This is a genomic window from Actinophytocola sp., from assembly GCF_036555685.1.
Lineage (GTDB): Bacteria > Actinomycetota > Actinomycetes > Mycobacteriales > Pseudonocardiaceae > Actinophytocola.
Window position 1 is genome coordinate 14,577 of record NZ_DATBKY010000301.1, and the last position, 18,294, is coordinate 32,870.

22 protein-coding genes are annotated in these 18,294 nt (G+C 72.1%); 9 read left to right on the plus strand and 13 right to left on the minus strand.

Annotated elements, in window-relative coordinates; translation table 11 throughout:
* Positions 1-39: 39 nt before the first annotated feature.
* The 5 genes from VH969_RS31485 to VH969_RS31505 all read left to right on the plus strand — a co-directional run bounded on the left by VH969_RS31485 (position 40) and on the right by VH969_RS31505 (position 4,142).
* Positions 40-654, plus strand: a complete 615-nt coding sequence (locus VH969_RS31485; RefSeq protein WP_331980955.1) for a hypothetical protein — start codon at positions 40-42, stop codon at positions 652-654.
* A gap of 182 nt (positions 655-836) precedes the next feature.
* Positions 837-1,307, plus strand: coding sequence for a general stress protein (locus VH969_RS31490; RefSeq protein WP_331980957.1), 471 nt, complete (start codon positions 837-839; stop codon positions 1,305-1,307).
* A gap of 84 nt (positions 1,308-1,391) precedes the next feature.
* Positions 1,392-1,961 carry a VOC family protein gene (locus tag VH969_RS31495; protein WP_331980959.1) on the plus strand — a complete coding sequence of 190 codons (570 nt, stop codon included), beginning with the start codon at positions 1,392-1,394 and terminating at the stop codon, positions 1,959-1,961.
* On the plus strand, positions 1,958-2,698 hold the full coding sequence (locus tag VH969_RS31500; RefSeq protein ID WP_331980961.1) for an SDR family oxidoreductase: 741 nt from the start codon (positions 1,958-1,960) through the stop codon (positions 2,696-2,698). The genes VH969_RS31495 and VH969_RS31500 overlap by 4 nt, the downstream gene beginning before the upstream one ends.
* Before the next feature lie 133 nt (positions 2,699-2,831).
* Positions 2,832-4,142, plus strand: coding sequence for a family 43 glycosylhydrolase (locus VH969_RS31505; protein ID WP_331980963.1), 1,311 nt, complete (start codon positions 2,832-2,834; stop codon positions 4,140-4,142).
* Here the strand turns inward: VH969_RS31505 and VH969_RS31510 are convergent.
* A complete protein-coding gene (locus tag VH969_RS31510; protein ID WP_331980965.1) occupies positions 4,124-4,945 on the minus strand; it encodes a hypothetical protein in 822 nt (273 codons plus the stop codon). The two genes, VH969_RS31505 and VH969_RS31510, sit on opposite strands and share 19 nt — an antisense overlap.
* Positions 4,946-5,054: 109 nt before the next feature.
* Here VH969_RS31510 and VH969_RS31515 point away from each other — a divergent pair, with 109 nt between their 5' ends.
* The gene (locus VH969_RS31515; protein ID WP_331980967.1) at positions 5,055-5,510 is read left to right on the plus strand and encodes an SRPBCC family protein; all 456 of its coding nucleotides are present in this window, start codon (positions 5,055-5,057) and stop codon (positions 5,508-5,510) included.
* A 15-nt stretch (positions 5,511-5,525) separates the two neighbouring features.
* Here VH969_RS31515 and VH969_RS31520 read toward each other — a convergent pair whose 3' ends face one another.
* Positions 5,526-6,098: a TetR/AcrR family transcriptional regulator gene (locus tag VH969_RS31520; protein ID WP_331980969.1), complete on the minus strand. Its 573-nt coding sequence runs from the start codon at positions 6,096-6,098 to the stop codon at positions 5,526-5,528.
* A 131-nt stretch (positions 6,099-6,229) separates the two neighbouring features.
* Here VH969_RS31520 and VH969_RS31525 point away from each other — a divergent pair, with 131 nt between their 5' ends.
* On the plus strand, positions 6,230-6,940 hold the full coding sequence (locus VH969_RS31525; RefSeq protein ID WP_414638641.1) for a class I SAM-dependent methyltransferase: 711 nt from the start codon (positions 6,230-6,232) through the stop codon (positions 6,938-6,940).
* A gap of 32 nt (positions 6,941-6,972) precedes the next feature.
* On the opposite strand, the gene VH969_RS31530 is transcribed toward VH969_RS31525, so the two are convergent.
* The 5 genes from VH969_RS31530 to VH969_RS31550 form a co-directional block, all read right to left on the minus strand.
* Positions 6,973-7,584: a hypothetical protein gene (locus VH969_RS31530; protein ID WP_331980973.1), complete on the minus strand. Its 612-nt coding sequence runs from the start codon at positions 7,582-7,584 to the stop codon at positions 6,973-6,975.
* 140 nt (positions 7,585-7,724) lie between these two features.
* Entirely contained in the window at positions 7,725-8,315 is a 591-nt protein-coding gene (locus VH969_RS31535; RefSeq protein ID WP_331980975.1) for a TetR/AcrR family transcriptional regulator, read from the minus strand.
* A gap of 5 nt (positions 8,316-8,320) precedes the next feature.
* Positions 8,321-9,187, minus strand: a complete 867-nt coding sequence (locus VH969_RS31540) for an alpha/beta fold hydrolase (protein WP_331980977.1) — start codon at positions 9,185-9,187, stop codon at positions 8,321-8,323.
* A 134-nt stretch (positions 9,188-9,321) separates the two neighbouring features.
* The gene (rox, locus tag VH969_RS31545) at positions 9,322-10,746 is read right to left on the minus strand and encodes a rifampin monooxygenase (protein WP_331980979.1); all 1,425 of its coding nucleotides are present in this window, start codon (positions 10,744-10,746) and stop codon (positions 9,322-9,324) included.
* Between the two features lie 218 nt (positions 10,747-10,964).
* Positions 10,965-11,951 carry a phosphotransferase family protein gene (locus tag VH969_RS31550; protein WP_331980981.1) on the minus strand — a complete coding sequence of 329 codons (987 nt, stop codon included), beginning with the start codon at positions 11,949-11,951 and terminating at the stop codon, positions 10,965-10,967.
* A 71-nt stretch (positions 11,952-12,022) separates the two neighbouring features.
* On the opposite strand from VH969_RS31550, the gene VH969_RS31555 reads away from it, so the two are divergent.
* Positions 12,023-12,610, plus strand: a complete 588-nt coding sequence (locus VH969_RS31555) for a GrpB family protein (RefSeq protein ID WP_331980983.1) — start codon at positions 12,023-12,025, stop codon at positions 12,608-12,610.
* Between the two features lie 107 nt (positions 12,611-12,717).
* Here VH969_RS31555 and VH969_RS31560 read toward each other — a convergent pair whose 3' ends face one another.
* The 6 genes from VH969_RS31560 to VH969_RS31585 all read right to left on the minus strand — a co-directional run bounded on the left by VH969_RS31560 (position 12,718) and on the right by VH969_RS31585 (position 17,392).
* Positions 12,718-13,095 carry a hypothetical protein gene (locus VH969_RS31560; protein WP_331981017.1) on the minus strand — a complete coding sequence of 126 codons (378 nt, stop codon included), beginning with the start codon at positions 13,093-13,095 and terminating at the stop codon, positions 12,718-12,720.
* An 85-nt stretch (positions 13,096-13,180) separates the two neighbouring features.
* Positions 13,181-13,387 (minus strand): ferredoxin, encoded by a 207-nt coding sequence (locus VH969_RS31565; protein WP_331980985.1) that lies wholly within the window; start codon positions 13,385-13,387, stop codon positions 13,181-13,183.
* Positions 13,384-14,658, minus strand: coding sequence for an NADH-ubiquinone oxidoreductase-F iron-sulfur binding region domain-containing protein (locus VH969_RS31570; protein WP_331980987.1), 1,275 nt, complete (start codon positions 14,656-14,658; stop codon positions 13,384-13,386). Before VH969_RS31570 ends, VH969_RS31565 begins: the two co-directional genes overlap by 4 nt.
* Entirely contained in the window at positions 14,655-15,200 is a 546-nt protein-coding gene (locus VH969_RS31575) for a ferric reductase-like transmembrane domain-containing protein (RefSeq protein WP_331980989.1), read from the minus strand. The genes VH969_RS31570 and VH969_RS31575 overlap by 4 nt, the downstream gene beginning before the upstream one ends.
* On the minus strand, positions 15,197-16,114 hold the full coding sequence (locus VH969_RS31580; protein ID WP_331980991.1) for an FAD:protein FMN transferase: 918 nt from the start codon (positions 16,112-16,114) through the stop codon (positions 15,197-15,199). Before VH969_RS31580 ends, VH969_RS31575 begins: the two co-directional genes overlap by 4 nt.
* 279 nt (positions 16,115-16,393) lie before the next feature.
* Positions 16,394-17,392 (minus strand): poly-gamma-glutamate hydrolase family protein, encoded by a 999-nt coding sequence (locus VH969_RS31585; RefSeq protein ID WP_331980993.1) that lies wholly within the window; start codon positions 17,390-17,392, stop codon positions 16,394-16,396.
* 160 nt (positions 17,393-17,552) lie between these two features.
* On the opposite strand from VH969_RS31585, the gene VH969_RS31590 reads away from it, so the two are divergent.
* Entirely contained in the window at positions 17,553-18,224 is a 672-nt protein-coding gene (locus VH969_RS31590) for an AfsR/SARP family transcriptional regulator (protein ID WP_331980995.1), read from the plus strand.
* Positions 18,225-18,294 lie beyond the last annotated feature (70 nt).

The following is an 18,294-nucleotide window of genomic DNA, read 5'->3' on the forward strand; positions in this document are numbered from 1 at the left end:
GAGACCCGGCGCGGAGCGTCCATGTGGTTGTCTGGGCCCATGGGTCAGTCGACCGGCCATGCCGTGCGGGAGTTGACGAGCCCGGCCGCGAAGCGACTGGCCGAGCTGGCGGCGGTGTTCGACGACCTCCAGTTCGTGCTCGGCTGCGGGGAGCGGCTGCTGCGCGAGCTGGCCCGCGCCGAACAGCAGGATCCGGTGCTGATCGAGGCCTTGTGGGCGGCGGCCCTCAACGCCTACGCCCGGTGCTTCCGGGGCCGCGAGCACGACGCCGGCCTCACCGTCGACGACCTGGCCGGCACCGGGTTGCAGGGCGACGTCGTCCAGTGGCACGAGATGCTCGGCAAGCTGCGCAACTTCCTGGTCGCGAAGGCGGGCAACCCGCGTGAGGCGTTCTCGGTCGGCGTCTCGCTGGCAGCGGACGGCCCGGCCGAGGGCATCGTGGTCACCTCGATCCCCCACCCGCAGGTCGACGAGGCCACCGTGCGGCAGACCGGGCGGATCGCCTACGAACTCGGCCGGTTGGTGGACCAGCGCATCCAGGACCAGCAGCGAGCGGTCTTCGCCGAGGTCGAAGACCTGCCCGCGCAGCGGCTGAGCCAGTTGCCGCCGCTGGCGGTGGACATGTCGGTGGCCACCGCGGCCGAGGGCTCCTGATCCGAACGCGGCACTCCGCCGCGCGAGCAGTCACGGGATGCGAGCACAGCATCCTCGGATCACCTGTGTCGGATGAGGCAGGTGGGGGCCGGATCGGGAAGTCTCGCCGGCGGGGGGACGCACTGAACGGCGCCAGGACGATTCGAGTTCTCAAGAACGCCCTCGACCATCGAGGAGAGAACATGACCGAACACGATTTCGGGCGGCCGGTCGACTCCGGCCAACAGCAGCTCATCGCGACGTTCGACGACTACGCGAGTGCGCAGCGCCTGGTCGACCGGATGTCCGATGACGGGTTCCCGGTCCAATACGTCCGCATCATCGGCGACAACGTACGCACCGTCGAACAGGTCACCGGACGCCTCACCCGCGGCCGCGCCGCCGCCGCGGGCGCGGCCAGCGGCGCCTGGTTCGGCCTGCTCATCGGCCTGCTCTTCGGGCTGTTCGCGGTCGGCCCCGGCTGGATCTGGCTCGTGCTCGTCAGCCTGCTCATCGGCGCCGCCTGGGGCGCGATCTTCGGGTTCATCGCGCACTGGAGCACCCGCGGCGAACGCGACTTCGCCAGCGTCACCTCACTGAAAGCCGAGCGCTACCACGTCTACGTCGACGCCGCGCACGCCGACCAGGCGGCGCGCTACCAGCTCAAGATGTAAGACCGCCGGCAGGAGGCCGCCATGACAACGACGGACGCGCGAGGCGGGAGCCTGAGCGGAAGCGCCCGTGTCGGAACCTTCGACATGAAGGTCGAGGTAATCGTCATCCCGGTCGCGGATGTCAAGCGTGCGACGGAGTTCTACACCAGGCTCGGCTGGCGCCTGGACGTCACGCCACCCACGGTCGTCCAGCTCACGCCGCCCGGGTCCGCCTGCTCGGTCCAGTTCGGCGCGAGACTCACCTCGGCGGCACCCGGTTCCGCAACGGGATACCTCGTCGTGTCGGACATCAAGTCGGCGCTGGACGCGCTCGTCACCGCCGGCGTCAAGGTGGACAAGATCTTCCACCTCGGCCCGGACGGCGCGGCCAGTGGGCTGGATCCCGAGCGGCGCAGCTACTCCTCACGCGCGTCGTTCCGCGACCCGGACGGCAATACCTGGCTGCTGCAGGAGATCACGACCCGGCGACCCGGACGGGTCGACGCCACCACGACGTCGTTCGCCTCGGTGAGCGACCTCGCCGGCGCCTTCCGGCGGGCGGAAGCGGCCCATGGCGAGCACGAGAAGCGCACCGGCGAGCCCGACGCGAACTGGCCCGAGTGGTACGCGGCGTACATGATCGCCGAACAGGCCGGCACGGAACCGCCGACATGAGCGCCGCGCCCGGGCGCGAGCCGGAACTGCTCGGCCAGACCGTCGTCGTGATCGGCGGCAGCGCCGGCATCGGGCTGGAGACCGCGCGGCGCGCCCGTGCCGAAGGCGCCGAGGTGATCCTCACCGGCCGCGACCCGGTCCGGCTCGAGAGCGCGGCGACGGAGGTCGACGCCCGGGCCACGGCCGCGTTCGACGCCAACGACTCCGCGGCGATAGGCGAGTTCTTCGCCGACCTCGAGGGCCCGGTCGACCACGTGATGGTCACCGCGGGCGGCCCCTACTACGCGACGCTCGCCGACATGGACTTCGCCGAGGCGCGCCGCGCGATCCAGGAGCACCCGATGCTCATGGTCGGTGTGGCCCGCCACGCGCGCGTCCGCCCCGGCGGCGCGCTGCTGTTCATGGGCGGCACCGCGGCACGCAACCCGCGAGTGGGCGTCGGGCTCATGTCCGCGATGACGATGGCGCTGCCGGCCCTCACCGCCAGCCTCGCCATCGAGATCGCCCCGGTCCGCATCAACCTGATCGCCGCCGGGTTCGTCGACACTCCCCTCTCGGCGTCACTGCTCGGCGACCGGCTCGACCAGCGGCGTGCCGAACTGCGCGCCACGCTGCCGATCGGGCGCGTGGTCGGGCCGGCCGACATCGCGGCCCTCGCGGTGCACCTCATGGGCAACACCGCCGTGACCGGCGCGACGTACGACATCGATGGCGGCCAGCACCTCGTCGCCAAGTAGGCGAGGCGCACTGCCGAGCGCGGTAGCCGGGCCGCGCGTCGGCCGTTAGGCCGTTAGCGGGGCAGGTCTGGTGCTTCCCGCCGTCCGGCGGTATCCCTGATGGGAGGAATTCTCCAACTGCATGGAGGACGGCGTGAGATCTTTCCGGGCGGTCGTCGTGCCCCTCCTCACCGCGCTGGCCCTGGTGACCGTCCCCGCCGAAGCGGACCCCGGCGTGCAGTCGGTGCCGCCGGCACTGGTGATCGGCAGCGACTTCCCGGACCCGGAGGTGCTCGCGGACGGCGGCAGCTACTACGCCTACTCGACCAGCTCCTCTCGCGGCCGCGTGCCCTATGCGACGGCCACCGCCGCGGCGGGACCGTGGACGATCCGCGGCGACGCGCTGCCGGTGAAGCCCTCGTGGGCGGGCGACGGCGGGTTCTGGGCACCGGACGTGTCACGCCGCGCCGACGGGCGCTACCTCATGTACTTCACCGGCCCGAGCAGGGCGACCGGCCGCATGTGCATCGGCGCCGCGCTCGCCGACCGGCCGGCCGGGCCGTTCCAGCCGACCGCCGCCGAACCGTTGGTGTGCAACGCCTCCGAGGGCGGCGACATCGACCCGTCGAGCTTCGTCGGCCCGTCCGGCGCGCGCTACCTGCTCTACAAGAACGACGGCAACGCGATCGGGCAGCCGGCGATCATCTGGCTGCAACCGACCGCGGCCGACGGCGTGACGTTCACCGGCGCCCGGGCCGAGCTGCTGCGCAACGACCGGCCCGAGGAGCAGGGGGTGATCGAGGCGCCGGTGCTCGTCAAGCGGCCGTCGCAGTACGTGCTGTTCTACTCCGCCGGGGTCTACACGTCCGGCAACTACCAGACGAGCTACGCGGTCTCCGCCTCGCTGACCGGCTCGTACACCCGTGCCTACCGGCCGCTGATGACGACGTCCAGTGTGGACGGTGCGGTGAACGGTCCGGGCGGCGCGGACGTCGTGGGCGACCGCATCTTCTTCCACGGCCACCTGGCTGCCGGCGGCCGCGGTATGTACACCGCGAGCCTGGGCTGGGCCAACGACTTCCCTGTCGTACGCGGCAGCCGGGTGCGCTACGAGGCGGAACGCGGCACGCTGAACCACGCCGTCGTGCGCACCGGTGCGTCCGGCGCGTCACAGGGCGCGGTCGTCGCCAAGATCGACTACCCGGACAGCTGGGTGGACAACTCCGTCTTCGCTCCCGTGGCGGGCAACTACACCGTCCACATCGGATACGCCGCCGGGTACGGCGACGCCCAGCACACGCTCACCGTCAACGGTGGAGCGGCGCAGGTCGTCGACTATCCGAACCGTGGCTGGGACAACTGGACCGAGGTCGCCGCCGAGGTGAACCTGGCCGCCGGCTTCAACACAGTACGACTGACCTTCCGCACCCGCTGGGCAGAGATCGACTACCTCGAAGTGGCCTGAGCGGGCCCGTCCCCCTGACGCACCAGGGCGACGATCCCCGCGGCGAGCATGATCGCCGCGGGGATCAGCGTGCTCAGCGTGCCGAGGGGAAACACCAGCATCGCGACCAGCATCGCGCCGGCCGCCAGCGCGACCAGCCGGCTGCGCTCGAACCTGGCCAGCGCGAGCAGGCCACCAGCGATGATCACGGGGAAGAACAGACCCGGCAGCCACACGCCCAGCATCGTGGCGAGACCCACCACCACGCAGACGACGCCGATCGCCGCGGCCAGCGCCCGTCGCTTCGGCGCGAGCCGGCGCGCCCACGCCACGGCGAGCACACCCAGCCCGACCAGCGGCAAACCGACCGACGTGATCAGGCCCGCGGGTTCGGCGGCGGTGCCGGCCACGGCGGCGGCCACGTACCCGACCTGCACGGCGACCGCGCCGCCCACCGCCACCGCAACGTACGCCCCCACCGAGGCGCCGCCCGCCCGGCGGGCTCGCCAGCCGTACCAGGCCACCGTGGCGACGAGCGTCACGGTCACCAGCACCGTCCATCCCCAGTCGTGGAGCGGGAATCCCGGCAGCCCCGACGGCGACGTGTCGATGACGAAGGCCATGCCCACGCCGTTCCCCGGCGCGACATAGCCCCCGTAACCCCCGGAAGCCAGGCCCGATGGCAGCTGGGTGTATGCGAGCGAGTCGAGGTCCTGGCTCGTTCGCACACTGTGCCAGCCCAGCAGCACGAGCAGGCCGAACCCCAGCAGCACCAACGGAAACCAGTACCCCCGCCGGCCCCCGGCCACGACCTTGTCGTCCATTCGAAGGACGCTACCGCACGGGACCGCGCGGTCGTGTCACGGCGGCTCGTACGCGACGAGGAACCGCCGGCCGTCGCCGACGCGCGGTGTCATGTGCTTCGATGCGTCGGTGACCAGTCACGATGACGCGCGTGTCGTGAGCGCCAGCCGCGAGATCGCGGCCCCGGCCGCGCACATCTTCGAGCTCATCGCCGACCCGGCTCAGCAACCTCGCTGGGACGGTAACGACAACCTGGCGCAGGCGCCCGGCGGGCAGCGCGTCCGGGGTGTCGGCGACATGTTCACCATGACGCTCACAAAGGACAGTGCCGTCCGGGAGAACCACGTGGTCGAGTTCGACGAGGGTCGGCGCATCGCCTGGCGGCCCGCCGAGCCCGGGCAGGCCCCGCCGGGCCATCTGTGGCGGTGGGAACTCGAACCGATCGACGCGTCGTCGACGCGGGTGACCCACACCTACGACTGGACGGAGCTGACCGATGCCGGGCGGTACCGGCGCGCCCGGGCCACCACGACGGAGAAGCTCCGGTCCTCCCTCGACCGGCTCGCCGCCCTCGCCGAGCGGTGACCGCACGTCGGCCGGCTATCGGTTGGTGTCGGTGGTGATGTGCTCGAACAGCCCGGCACGGATGCGGGTTCGCACCCCCGTCGCCCACGGCTCGTCCAGCTCGTCGACGTCGAGGGCGGCCATGTTGTTGAGCAGCATGCCGAAGGCGAGAAACGTCTTCACGGTCACCGGGTCGAGGCCTGCCGTGTCGGCGACCGTGTCCCACATGCGGGCGAGCCGCGCCCGCACCAGGTCGCGGACATCGCTGTCCCCGCAGGCGGCGAAGCCTTGTAGCTGCAGCAAAAGGGTCGTGCGGTCCGCCAGCGACTCGTAGTACTGCGACCCCATGCGAGCCAGGGCGTCGAGACCTCGGGTGCCCTCGGCCGCGTGCGCCATGCCGTCGCTGAACCGGTCGAACGCCGTCCCGACCAGTTCCAGGAACAGCGCCTTCTTGGTCCCGAACATCCGGAACACGTAGGCCTGGGTGATGCCCGCCTGGTGCGCTATCGCCTCGGTGGACGCACCGTGCAGTCCGTGGTTCGCGAACTCCCCCGCGGCGATCCCGAGTACCTGGGAGCGCCGTTCCGATCCGCTCATCCGCGCAGCCATGCCGCCTAGGTTACTAGTTACTAACTACTAACTGATACGGTGGTGCGGTGGTGAATGACATCTGGGCCGGCTTGGTCGAGCAGTTCGCCGATGAGGCCTATGCGTCGGTGAAGGGGTACGTGCGCACCTACGTGCTGCACCACCAGCTGCTGGAGCACCTGCCGCCACCTCCGGCAACCGTGCTCGACGTCGGCGGCGGCGCGGGCCACCAGTCGTTCCCGCTGGCCCAGGCCGGCTACGAGGTGACGTTGCTCGACTCGTCGCCGGCGATGCTGGACAAGGCTCGACAACGGCTCCGGCGACTGCCCGACGAGGTACGGCAACGGGTGACGTTCGTGGCGGCCGACGGCGAGCACGCCGAGGAGGCGGTGCGGGGCCGACGCTTCTCCGCCGTGCTGTGTCACGGCGTGCTGGGGTACCTGGACCAGCCGGAGCCGTTGGTCGACCAGCTCTGCCGGTGCGCCGCCCCCGGTGGCCTCGTCTCGATCATGACCGGCAACGCCAACGCGAGCGCGGTCCGCCCGGCCCTGGAGCGGCGATGGGACGACGCGCTTGCGGCGTTCGACTCCAGGCGCGAGATCGGGGTCCTCGGTGTGCCGGGCCGAGCCGACACGGCCGAGGAGCTCGGCGAGCTCATGCGGAGCCGCGGCGTGGAACCGCTGCGCTGGTACGGCGTATGGCTTTTCGTCGACTGGCTCGAGTTCAGCGGCGCCCAGCTGGACCCCGGCGACGCGACGCAGGTGGCGGCGACGGCCGCGGTCGAGCTGGAGGCGAGCCGCCGGGACCCCTACCGCCAGCTGAGCCGCGTCTTCCATCTCGTGGGCCGGAAAGGCATGAGCTGACCCGATCAGGAGCTGGGCGGGCCGTACGGGTTCTACTGCTGGGCCGGCGGCGGGTTCTGCGGTGGGTACTGCGGCTGGGCCGGCGGCTGGAATTGCTGTTGGAATTGCGGTTGATACTGCTGTTGGTACGGCTGTTGATACTGCGGCGGGTACGCCTGCGGGTACTGCTGGTTCGGTCGCGGCGGCGGGCGGTTGCTGCGGCGCCACACCACCACGAGGGTCACCGCGACCACGGCCCCGCACAGCAGGATCCCCACGATCGCGACGATGTTCACCCCGCCGGAGGAGCTCTCCGCCAACTCGGCCGGACGTTCACCGAAACGGGATTTCAGCTCGTCCGGTCCCGCGGTCAGCTTGAGCTCGCCGTTGAGCACGACCTGGAGCTCGTCGAAGTCGCCCGGGTACTTCGTCCACGCGATCTCGGCGACCTTCTCCGCGTCCGCGCTGGAGATCGTCCCGTCGCGCGTCGCCTTGATCACCAGCAGGCTGTGGCCGTTGGTGATGTTGTGGTTGACGTTGACGTTGTCGTAGCCGGCCGACTCGACCTCCGAGCCCAGCTTCTGCAGATCGGCCAGTGTGGAGCAGCCGGCGATCGCCAGCAGGCACACCAACAGCAGGCCGACGACCCGCACCGCTCGCGACATGAGACCTCCCCGGCTGGAACCGCTGTCGAGGCAATATCGCCAGCGGGCGACCACACGCTACGACAGCACAAGGTCCATGGTGGCCGGTTCGTACAGATCTCGTGCCCGGTGGCCGGCGTGTCGGCGAGCTGACCGGGGGATCATCTGCGGACCAGCGCGGCGAACCAGGTGCCCAGCACCTGCTGTGCGTCCGCCCGCGCGGCCGCGGGGTCGTCGGCGTCTGCGATCATGCGAGCGGCCTCCATCACCGCGGCGAGGACGAGCTGGGCGAGCGCGCGCACCGGCTGCGGCGTGAGCTGCCCGGCCTCGATGCCCCGCGCCAGGACGTCGACGAGCAGGCCGAGGCCGTGCTCGGCCTCGATCTCCCGCCAGTTGGCCCAGCCCAGCACGGCGGGGGCGTCGGTCAGGGAGATCTGCCGGACGTCGTCACGCATGCACGCGTCGAGGAAGACCTCCAGCGCGGCGGCCATTCCGCCGGCCGGGTCCGGCGCGGCGCTGAACGCCGCGTCGACGTCGGCGGTGATCTCCCGCTCCAGGTCCTCCACGACCGCACGGAACAGGCCCTGCTTGTCCGCGTAGTGGTGGTAGAGCGCGCCCCGCGTCACGCCGGCGGCGCGCACGATCTCGTCCGCCGGGACCGCCTGGTAGCCACGCGCCGCGAACAGCTCGCGGGCGGCCGCGACGAGGTCGGCCTTGGTGCTGCTGGATCTTTCCTGCTGGGTGCGCCGCACGGCGCCTAATCTGCCATGACGCTCGCGAACTCGACGACGTGACGCACCACGACGTCCGGCCGGTCCTCGGAGATGAACGTGTAGGTGTCGTCGACCTCGACCAGGCGGGCGTCGGGCAGCAGTTCCGCGAGCCGGCGGGCCAGCCGGATCGGGAACAGCTTCTCCTCGCTGCCCCACAGCAAGAGCACCGGCCGGTCGAAGTCGCGCAGCTTCTCCGCGGCGGCAAGGGTGTGCCTGGGATGCACGCCGCGCAGCAGCTTGCGCAGATCCCGCCGCACGCCCGCGGAACGGCCCGGCGGCCACAGGTAGGACTCGACGACCTCCGGCGGCAGCGGGCGCTTGGCGACCCAGCCGAACAAGATGGGCAGCCCGTGCAGTGCCCGGAGCCGCAACAACGCCGCGAGCACGCGCATCGAGCCCGGCACCCGGGCCAGCGGCGGCAGCGGCTTGAAGATCGGCGGGAAGAAGTACTCGAAGCAGTCCGACGGCAGGAGTACGACGCGGTCGACGCGCTCGGGGTGGCGGGCCAGCATGATCTGGGTCAGCGCGCCGCCGGTGTCGTTGGCCACCAGGATGACGTCCCGCAGGTCGAGCGCCTCGAGGAAGCCGGCGATCAGGTCGGCGGCACCGGTCGGGCTCAGGTCCGCGTCGGGCCGCATCGGGATGTCGTGGCTGCCGAGCGGCAGGTCCGGCGCCAGGCACCGGAAGCCGGCGTCCGCCACGCCCGGCACGACGGCCCGCCACAGATCCGCGTTGGTGAGCACGCCGTGCACGAACACGACGGGCCGGCCCGAACCGCGCTCGAAGTAACGCACCTCGCCCTGCTCGAGCGCGACCCGGTGCTCCTGCCCCAATGATTCCGTTCTCGTCATGCCGCCAGCTTACATACGTACTGTATGTATGTAAATCTGCCCGCGAGGAGTGGCGGCTGCGCAGCGAGCAGCGCCGCCCGCAACAACGTGGTGCGTCTGTTTCCGAGACCGGCCTGGTGGACCGCTGAACGCGCTCAGTCCGCGGCGCCGAACCACCTCGGCAGGTGGTCGAGCAGGTCCTGCTGGTCCTCGCCGGCCCAGGCGACGTAGCCGTCCGGGCGCAGCAGCACGGCGGGCACCTCCAGTTCCTCGCTCACGTCGACGACGTGGTCGACGCGGTCCGCCCAGCCCGCGACCGAGAGCCGGCCGGTCTGGTCGAGCAGCAGCCCGCGACCACCGTGCATCCGCTCGTAGAGGCGTCCCTGCTTCAGCCCGACGTCCCGCAGCCGCCGGCCGAGCAGTGCGTGTCCCGCGCCGAAGTCGTACCGGATCCCGATCCCCGTGGTCTTCTCGACCAGGTACCGGTTCACGTCGTCGAAGTCCATCAGCTCCGCCACGAGCCGGCGCACCGCCTCCGGACCCGGTTCGGCGGACATCAGCTCACCCATCGCGCGCGTGAGAGCCAGCACCGCGGCGGCGACCGGGCGCCGTTCGGTCTCGTAGCTGTCCAGCAGCCCTTCCGGCGCCCACCCCTTGAGTTGGGCGGCCAGCTTCCAGCCGAGGTTGAACGAGTCCTGGATGCCGAGGCCGAGGCCCTGCCCACCGACCGGCGAGTGGATGTGCGCCGAGTCGCCGGCGAGGAACACGCGGCCGACCCGGTACCGCTCGGCCAGTCGCGTGGCGTCACTGAAGCGGGAAAGGAAACGGGGTGAGTGCACCCCGAGGTCGGTGCCGACGACCACCCGCAGTCGTGCCGCGAACTCGTCCAGGGTCGGCGCGACGGTGCGGTCCTCGACCACCCGTTCGGTACGCACGACGAAGCGGTACAGCCCGTCGGTGTCGGGCGAAGGGCCGAAGTTGATCACGGGCTTGGGCGCCTCGGCCGCCACGGCGGCGGCCTTCTCCGGCGAGACGGCCACCTCCATCTCTCCGTGCAGCCATTCTTTGGTGGCGGGCTCGCCGGCGAACCCGATGCCGAGCAGCTTACGCACGGTGCTCCGCCCGCCGTCGCAGCCGATGAGGTAGCGCGAGCGCAGCCGCGTGCCGTCCGCGAGCTCGGCGCTCACCCCGTCGTCGTCCTGGCTCAGGCCGACCAGCTCGCAGCGGCGCCGGATCTCGACTCCGAGCTCGAGAGCGTGCTCGGTCAGCAGCCGCTCGGTGGTGACCTGCGGTATGCCGAGGATGTAGGAATGCGCGGTGTCGAGCCGCTCGGGCAGCGGCTTGCGGATCCCGGCGAAGTTGCCGCCGAGCGGGTACCGCCGCCCCTCGGCGAGGAACCGCTCGAGCAGCCCACGCTGGTCCAGCACCTCGATGCTGCGCACGTGCAGGCCGAGCGCGCGGGCCTGCCTGGTCGGCTCGGCGTCCCGCTCGAGCACCGGCGCGTGCACACCGTGCAGCCGCAACTCTCCGGCGAGCATCATGCCGGTCGGTCCACCGCCGGCGATGATCACATCGATCACGAATCCCCCTTGCAGAGATCGAACTTCCTACCGGCTGCGCCGCGCAGCCCGGCGGGCTCGAAGTTCGGCCGGCGCATTCTGCGGCACGACCTGGGTCTTGCCGCAAGCCCCGGGGTCCGCTATATATTTAAAGTGGCAGGGAGCGGATGTTCGCCCTGCCTTTTGTTTTGTCCGTTATGGACAGTTGCGTATCGGCCGGCTCGCGGCTGCCGGTACCGTCACCGGTCGAACGTGCCGAGCGCGGCGAACCTGGCGGCCAGGTCGTCGACCCACTGCACCGGCGTTCGCCTGTCCGGCAAGGGAATCCCCGCCTCCGCGCGCCACAGCGCGTCGCCGAGGACGGTGCGCAGGTGCCACGCCATGATCCGGTCCACATCCAGCGTCGTGCCGGTCAGCTTCTCGTAGTGCGCCACGATCGCGGTGAACAGCTCGATGCCGCAGTCCCCCGGCAGGCAGCGCAGGTCGAACTCGGGTTCGCCGGTGCCCACGGTCTCCAGGTCGACGACCAGCCGCAGCCGCAGCGTGTCCCGGTCCCACAGGTGGTTGTCACCGTGGAAGTCGCCGTGCACCAGCACGGTCCGGCCTGCCGCGGCGAGCGCGGTGTCGGCCCAGTCGCACCAGGACATCACCCGGTCCCGCTGGTCGCGCCGGACCAGCGCCCCGAACCGGGCACGGAGCATGTCGGTCGTGGCGTGCGCCGCCGGCTCCGGCAGCGGACCCACCGCCTCGCCGACGGCCCGCAGCACCGCGGGATCGTGCAACCTGGCAAGGGCCGTGGCGAGATCCCGCGCGGCCGCGTCCCGCTCCGCCGGTCCGATCAGCTGCCGCACGCCGAAGAACGGCACCGCCGGAACCCGGCGCAGGATCAGCAACGCCGGGTCGCGGGAGACCGCCACCACGTCGGGCAGCGGCAGCCGCGGGGCGGCCGTCCGCAGCGCGTCGAGGACCCGCGCCTGATGGAGGATCCGCAGTGCGGGCGGCCGGGCCCACGCGAACTTCACCACGAACCGGCCGTCGGCGACGGCGCTGGCCCCGCACCACATCGGATCGTCGTCCGGCTCGAGGCCTCTCGGCACGATCGTGCTTGCGGCCAGGTCCGGTGCCACCGTGCGCAGCGCGGCCCGCAGCGCGTGCACGGTCGGTTCGGCGAGCCAGGTCGGTTCCGTCAGTTCGGGTGCCTCTTGGTGATCTGCCCGCCGCGACACGCGCCCAGTGTATGGACGGGTTCGCAGGTAATGGCTCGACGAGCGTGCCGGACACGGTTACGTTGTGCCGAATGCCTTCGTACGAACAGATCACCCGACACGACGATTCGAACCCGGCCGAGAACCCGTGGGTCAACGGGCCGCCCCTGCCCGAGACGATCACGATCGTGCCGTACGACCCCGGTTGGCCGCGCCGCTACGCGGCCCTGTCGTCGCAGATCCGCGCGGCGCTCGGCGACGTGGCGCTCGACATCGAGCACATCGGGTCGACGTCCGTCGAGGGGTTGGCCGCCAAGGACGTCATCGACATCGATCTCACGGTCGCCGACCCGCGGGAGGAGCAGCGGTATGTCCCCGCACTCGAGCGCCTCGGCTACGTCCTGACGATCCGGGAACCCTCGTGGCACGAGCATCGCTGCCTGCGGCTCACCGAGCCCCGGGCGAACCTCCACGTGTTCGGACGGGACTGCCCCGAGGCCATCCGCCACCGCATGTTCCGCGACTGGCTGCGCACCCACCCCGAGGACCGCGCACGGTACGCGGACGCGAAACGAGCGGCGATCCCCGGCGCCGGCAACGTCGTGGACTACAACGCGCGCAAGCAGGACGTGATCCGCGAGATCTACGACCGGCTCTTCCGCGCGGCGGGCATGCTGTAGGCAGGACCATTGGGTCTCGATCCAGGGAGCCGGCGGCTGGCGTGGGATGCGCTGCCGCCGGTGTCCTGCCGCGCACCGTCGTGACGGCCGGCCCCGGCGCCGGCCCGTCACGCGTTCGTGAGCGCCAGGACACCCGCGACGACGAGCGCCGCGACCTTGACCACCTCGGCCGAGACGTACATCAGGTGGGTGCGGGACCTCGGCACGTCGGCACCGGCCAGTACCCGGTCCGATCGCTTGTTCAGGACGGGACGGATCGCGGCCAGCTGCACCACGAGGACGACGACCGCGACCACGACGGACGTGCGCACCGAGCCGGCCACCCCGCCGGCGACGGCAGCCACGACCACGACGACGGCGAGGACCACCTCGACCGCGTTGAGGGCGCGGAACACGATCCGTCCGATGCCCAGGCCGATTCGCAAGGTCACGTCGGGCGCGCGGAACTTCAGCGGCGTCTCGAGAAAGGAAATGGCCAGGACCATTCCCAGCCAGGTGAACCCGACCCCGGCAATCACGGCGGCGGCCACGACCGATCTCCCTTCCTCGTCCGGAACGCGGCTGCCGATTCTAGGAAGGCCCGCGCAACCGCAGAGCGAGTGCCGGGCACGCGGCGACGGCGGCCGCCGCGTCGGCTCGCAGGTCGCCGGTCACCGGGCCGGGAGCGATGATCGGGTAGCCCCATTCGTCGGGCTCGATCATCTCGGGCAGGATTTCGGCGCACATGCCGTGTGCGCGGCAGGCGATCGGGTCCACCCGCAGCCGGGGATCGCTCATCGCACCCATCCCTCCGTTGTGGATAGTCTGATGTGGATGTTTCCGGGGTGCGGGCACGGCCGGCCGGCGAGATGGTCGTGGACGTCCGGGGCGAAGGTGCGCAGTGCGCTGCGGGCGAGGCGGACGGCGCCGTCGGGGTGGTGGCAGGCGCCGCGTCCCTCGACCACGTCGAGCCGGCGCCGCAGGCGCGCGTCCACGTGCACGCCACGCGCGAGCAGCGCGAAGTCCTCAGCCAGCGCGGGCAACCCGAACACGCACGGCCCGCACTGCGCCGCCGACTCGGCGGCGAGGTACCGCATGATCCGTGCGGTCTCGGCCGGCCCGCACGCGTCCGGCGGCAGCACGAACAGCGCGCCGACACCGAGAACGGCGCCCGCGCCGGCCAGCTCACGGTGCGCCAGCGGCACCCCGCCCGCGTCCGGCAGCGGCAGCCAGGTTCCGGCGGCGCCGCCGACGAGCACGGCCGGTGCGGCCGGCGCCGGCATCGCGGGTGCCAGTACGCGGCCGATCGGCGTGCCCAGGGCGACCTCGTACACGCCCGGCTCGCCCACCGCGCCGGACACCGTGACCAGCGTCGTACCCGGCGACTCCGCGGTGCCCTGCGTGCGGAACCAGTCCGGCCCGAAGCGGGCGACGAGGGCGAGCTGCGCGAGGGTCTCGGCGTTCGACACCAGCGTGGGCCGCCCACCGACGCCGCGCTCGGCCGGCCGGGGCGGCTTGGTCGTCGGCCGCGCGTCGCCGGTGTTGATCAGGTTCACCAGGGCCGACTCCTCGCTGGCCACGTAGCGGTTCGGCACCGGCTGGAGGCGGACGCCGGCCGGGTCGCCGCGGCGCTCGGCGAGCGCGGCGTGCACCACGCCGGTGAGCGGGTCACCGTCGTGGAGGCAGAAGACGACCTCGCGGGCCGCGACCGCGTGCGCCGCGAGCATCGCGCCGTCGAGCACCAGGTGCGGGGCAAGCGTGAGCAGCGTGCGGTCCTTGTCGCTGACCGGCTCGCCCTCGCACGCGTTGACGACGACCGTCGCCCGGCCGCGGCCGGCCGCCACCGCGCGGAGCTTGCGGGCGGTGGGAAAGCCGGCACCGCCCCGGCCGCGCAGCCCGGCCCGCTCGACGGTGGCGATGAGCTGGGCGCGATCCGTACCGAGCGGCAGCGGGCCGTAACGCGCGAGGTGGACGGAGAGGTCCGCGGCGCGCCGGTTCTCCCGCCACTCCGCGAGCAGCCGCTGGCCGGTGCCGGGCGGGGCGACCACCGGAGCCTGGAACGTGGTCACGACGCTCGCCCCACCCGCGCCGGCACCCGCGCGGACGCGCGCCAGGCCACCGCCGACGCGACCGCCACCACGCACGCCCCGACCACGGCGAGCACCCAGCCGGTCCGGCTGTCCGCGCCGCCGATGCCGAGCCCGTGCGCCACGGCGATCGGCCAGCACGCGTACGCCGCCCGGTGCAGCCCCCGCCACCACCGCGGGTTGATGTGCGGGCGCAGCAGGCTGGACACCAGCAGCGCCAGGAACAGGTCGAACGCGGCCGCGCCGAGCCCGAGCCAGAACGGGTGGTAGACCGACACGAACGGCAGCACGGCGTCCAGCCAGGCGATGCCGGCGTAGCCGTCGATGATCGCACTGCTCACGTGCACCACCACGAACGCGAGCGTGAGCAGCGTGAGGTTCCGGTGCAGCGCGGCGACGGCGAACCGCGGCCAGCGGCCGGTGGACGCCCGGCCGCCGGTCAGCGCGCCGAGCACGAGGACGGACGTGAGCAGCACCAGCGCGAGCAGGCCGGTCGCCCGGCTCACGTACCACAGGGCGTTCACGCCGCACTCTCCACATCGGACGGCCACCCGGCGGCGTGCCGGACCGTGCCGTCGACGCGGACGAGGCGGGCCGGCAGCCGCCGCGCGGCGAGCCAGTCCGGGGCCCGCTCCCCCAGCACGATCGCCGCCGTCGAGGCGGTGTTCGCGGTCACGCAGCTGTGGGCCGCCACGCTCACGGTGCGCCACACGGCGGCCGGCACGTCACCGGTGCGCGGGTCGACGATGTGGTGAACTTCGCGTTCGCCGCGCCGCCAGCGGCGCCGCGTCGTGCTGGAGGTGGCGAGCCCGCCCGCGTCGATGGCGATCGTCGGGTCGCGGGCCGGGTCGGCCGTGGCGTGGTCCTCGCCGACAGTGATCCGCCAGCCACCGGCGGGCGGCTGCCCGGACACCGCGATGTCGCCCCCGAGGCTCACGAGCACGCCGCAGCCGAGCGTGCGTGCCAGCGCCGTGGCGGCCCGGTCGGCGGCGAACGCCTTGGCCGTCGCGCCGAGGTCCAGGCCGACGCCGCGCGGCAGCAGCACCCGGCGGGTGGCCGGGTCGAGCAGGATCCGCCACCAGCCCGGTGCCGGCGTACCCGGCGCCGGCGCGGGCCCGTCCGCCTCGACCTGTGCGAAGTCGCGGTCGTAGCCGAGGTCGCGGACGGCGTGCCCGACAGTCGGGTCGACGAGCCCGTCGGTGCGCTCGGCCGCTCGCAGGGCCACCTCGAGCGCGTCGAACAGCAGCGAGCTCACGGGCATGTAGGAGCCCTCGTCCAGCCGGGAGATCTCCGAGTCGGCCCGGAACCGGCTGCACGCGGCGTCGAGCTCGGCCAGCCGGGTCCGCAGCACGCCGGCCGCGCGCCCGAGCTGCTCCGGTTCGGTCACCACGACCTGCGCGGTGGTGCCGAGCGCGCCGAACGACGTCGTGGCGGTCATGACCCGCCCGTCGATCCGTGGCTCGACGAACCACTGTCCGGTGAGATGAGCGCCGGGCCGCCCCATCCCGACCCGGAGTCCGACCCGGAGTCCGAGCCGTCGTCGTTCGACGTGGCGGAGCCGTCAGAAGCCGAACCACTGCCCGTGCCACTGCCCGTGCCACTGCCCGACCCGCTGCTCGTCGACTGCTGTGCGAACGCGACACCGGTCACGACGGCCACCACCGTCGCTCCGATCGCCACCAGCCGGGTCACCAACGAGACCCGGCGCCGTCCTTCATCACGCCGGGCGATCCGCCCCGGCAGTCCTGCGTTCACGGCCCACTTCCCTTCTCGCCGTGAACCCACTCTCGGCCGGGAACCTGGGAGATTTCTGTGAACGGGGCAAGTGGCTGCTGTGCGACGCGATGCGGGCCGCGAACACGTCGGCCACGGCGTCCGCGACGGCCTGCCAGTGGTTGGCTCGCGCGTCGGCCGACTGCTCGATCTGGACTCCGTTCGCGCCGCCCGCGGTGAGGCGGTTGACGAGGTTCCGCGGGTCGTCGCCGTCGAACTCGTCGCCGGGACCGGCCACACGCACGTCGATCCTCGAACCCGAGAGCGCGCAGTCGACGGCATCCCGTACGTCCTGCCGCAGGGCCGCCGGGGCCGCACCGCCGATGAGGATGCCGGGCTCGCTCGATCCGTGGAACGCGACGGCGTGGGCGAAGCCTCGCGGCATCACCGTTGCGAGGAGCGGGAAGCTTTCCTCCCGGATGTCCACGGCGCTGATGTGCCAGGCACGTACGGCGCTCCCGCCGGGCTGGAAACCCAGGCACCGCCACGAGGTGACGCCGAAGAGCCGCGATGCCACCCACTCCGCCTGGCGATCGGTGAACGGCTCGATGTCTCCGCCGTGCGGCGCGATGACGATGAGCTCGTCGTGCCGGCCGTCGTCCTTCAGCCGCTCGACGAACTCGCCCACCTCGCGTGCTCTGTTGATCGTCATGCCGGGATGCGGCACCTGGGCGTCGACGACGGCGTGGAAGCTCGAGCCACCGCCCAGCCGCTGCCGCCCGGCCGCTCCCATGCGCACGATGTCGTCGCGGTTCTCCGCGCGGGCCTCGCTCACCGTGTAGAGCCCGTACTGGCTGGCATTCCGGACAATTCGTACTTGTTGCCCGACTGCGCGGCCGATCGCGGCGAGCGCGTCCGGGTCCGCCGAGCAGTGCTCGCGATGGGTCTGGAGATCGTCCTGGCTCGACTGTGCCCGGGTGATCGCGGCGTCGTAGGTGGCCACCGGTACATGTCACCGACCTAACGTCTCCGCGCCGTCAACCGATTGTTGCTTTATCGGTGTCGGAGGTGGGGACATGACCGAACAACGACGACGAAACGGGGGAACGCCGGCGCGACTGTGCCTGCTGGGCGGATTCTCGCTGACTGTCAACGGATCGCCGGTGACGTTGCAGGTTCACCCGCAGCGCCTCCTCGCCTACCTCTCGCTCACCCAGCCCATGCACATGGCTCACTCACGCACCGCGCTCGCCGAACGACTGTGGGCCAACGCGTCCATGGAGCGCTGCCAGGCCAACCTGCGCACCGCGTTGTGGCGCATCCGGCGCGCCGACGCCCGGCTCGTCCGCGCGTCCCGCGCGACGGTCCGGCTCGACGACTCGGTCGACGTCGACGTGCGCCGGTGTGGCGAACAGGCGGCCCGGCTGCTCGCCGGCGAGGACCTGCTCGCCCCGTCCGACATGGACATCGGCCCCCTGCGCGGCGAGCTGTTGCCGGACTGGGACGAGGAGTGGTTGCTGCTCGAACGCGAGCGGATCCGGCTGGTCCAGATTCACGCGCTGGAGGCGCTGGCGCGCCGGTTGTGCGGGCTCGGCCGCCATCCCGAGGCGGTCGAGGCAGCGTTTGCCGCCCTGTCAAGGGAACCGCTCCGGGAGTCCGCGAACGCGATCCTGATCGACATCTTCCTGGCCGAGCGCAACGTCGCCCAGGCCCACCAGCAGCTCGAGCGGTACTCGACGTTGCTGTGGTCGCAGCTGGGCATCAAGCCGTCCGCGGAGCTCGTCCGCCGCGTCGCGGCGGCGAACGGCCGGCTGGCGGCAGGCGTGGTGCGCTGATCGACGCTCCGACAACGCGCGGACGATGCGGCGACGACGCAACCGCGTACATCGGCTTCGTACCGTCCGG

Coding starts and splice junctions, on each gene's coding strand:
- VH969_RS31485 (WP_331980955.1), top strand. CDS start 40: ATGGGTCAGTCGACCGGCCATGCCGTGCGGGAGTTGACGAGCCCGGCC.
- VH969_RS31490 (WP_331980957.1), top strand. CDS start 837: ATGACCGAACACGATTTCGGGCGGCCGGTCGACTCCGGCCAACAGCAG.
- VH969_RS31495 (WP_331980959.1), top strand. CDS start 1,392: ATGAAGGTCGAGGTAATCGTCATCCCGGTCGCGGATGTCAAGCGTGCG.
- VH969_RS31500 (WP_331980961.1), top strand. CDS start 1,958: ATGAGCGCCGCGCCCGGGCGCGAGCCGGAACTGCTCGGCCAGACCGTC.
- VH969_RS31510 (WP_331980965.1), bottom strand. CDS start 4,945: ATGGACGACAAGGTCGTGGCCGGGGGCCGGCGGGGGTACTGGTTTCCG.
- VH969_RS31520 (WP_331980969.1), bottom strand. CDS start 6,098: ATGGCTGCGCGGATGAGCGGATCGGAACGGCGCTCCCAGGTACTCGGG.
- VH969_RS31530 (WP_331980973.1), bottom strand. CDS start 7,584: ATGTCGCGAGCGGTGCGGGTCGTCGGCCTGCTGTTGGTGTGCCTGCTG.
- VH969_RS31540 (WP_331980977.1), bottom strand. CDS start 9,187: ATGACGAGAACGGAATCATTGGGGCAGGAGCACCGGGTCGCGCTCGAG.
- VH969_RS31555 (WP_331980983.1), top strand. CDS start 12,023: ATGCCTTCGTACGAACAGATCACCCGACACGACGATTCGAACCCGGCC.
- VH969_RS31560 (WP_331981017.1), bottom strand. CDS start 13,095: ATGGTCCTGGCCATTTCCTTTCTCGAGACGCCGCTGAAGTTCCGCGCG.
- VH969_RS31565 (WP_331980985.1), bottom strand. CDS start 13,387: ATGAGCGATCCCCGGCTGCGGGTGGACCCGATCGCCTGCCGCGCACAC.
- VH969_RS31580 (WP_331980991.1), bottom strand. CDS start 16,114: ATGACCGCCACGACGTCGTTCGGCGCGCTCGGCACCACCGCGCAGGTC.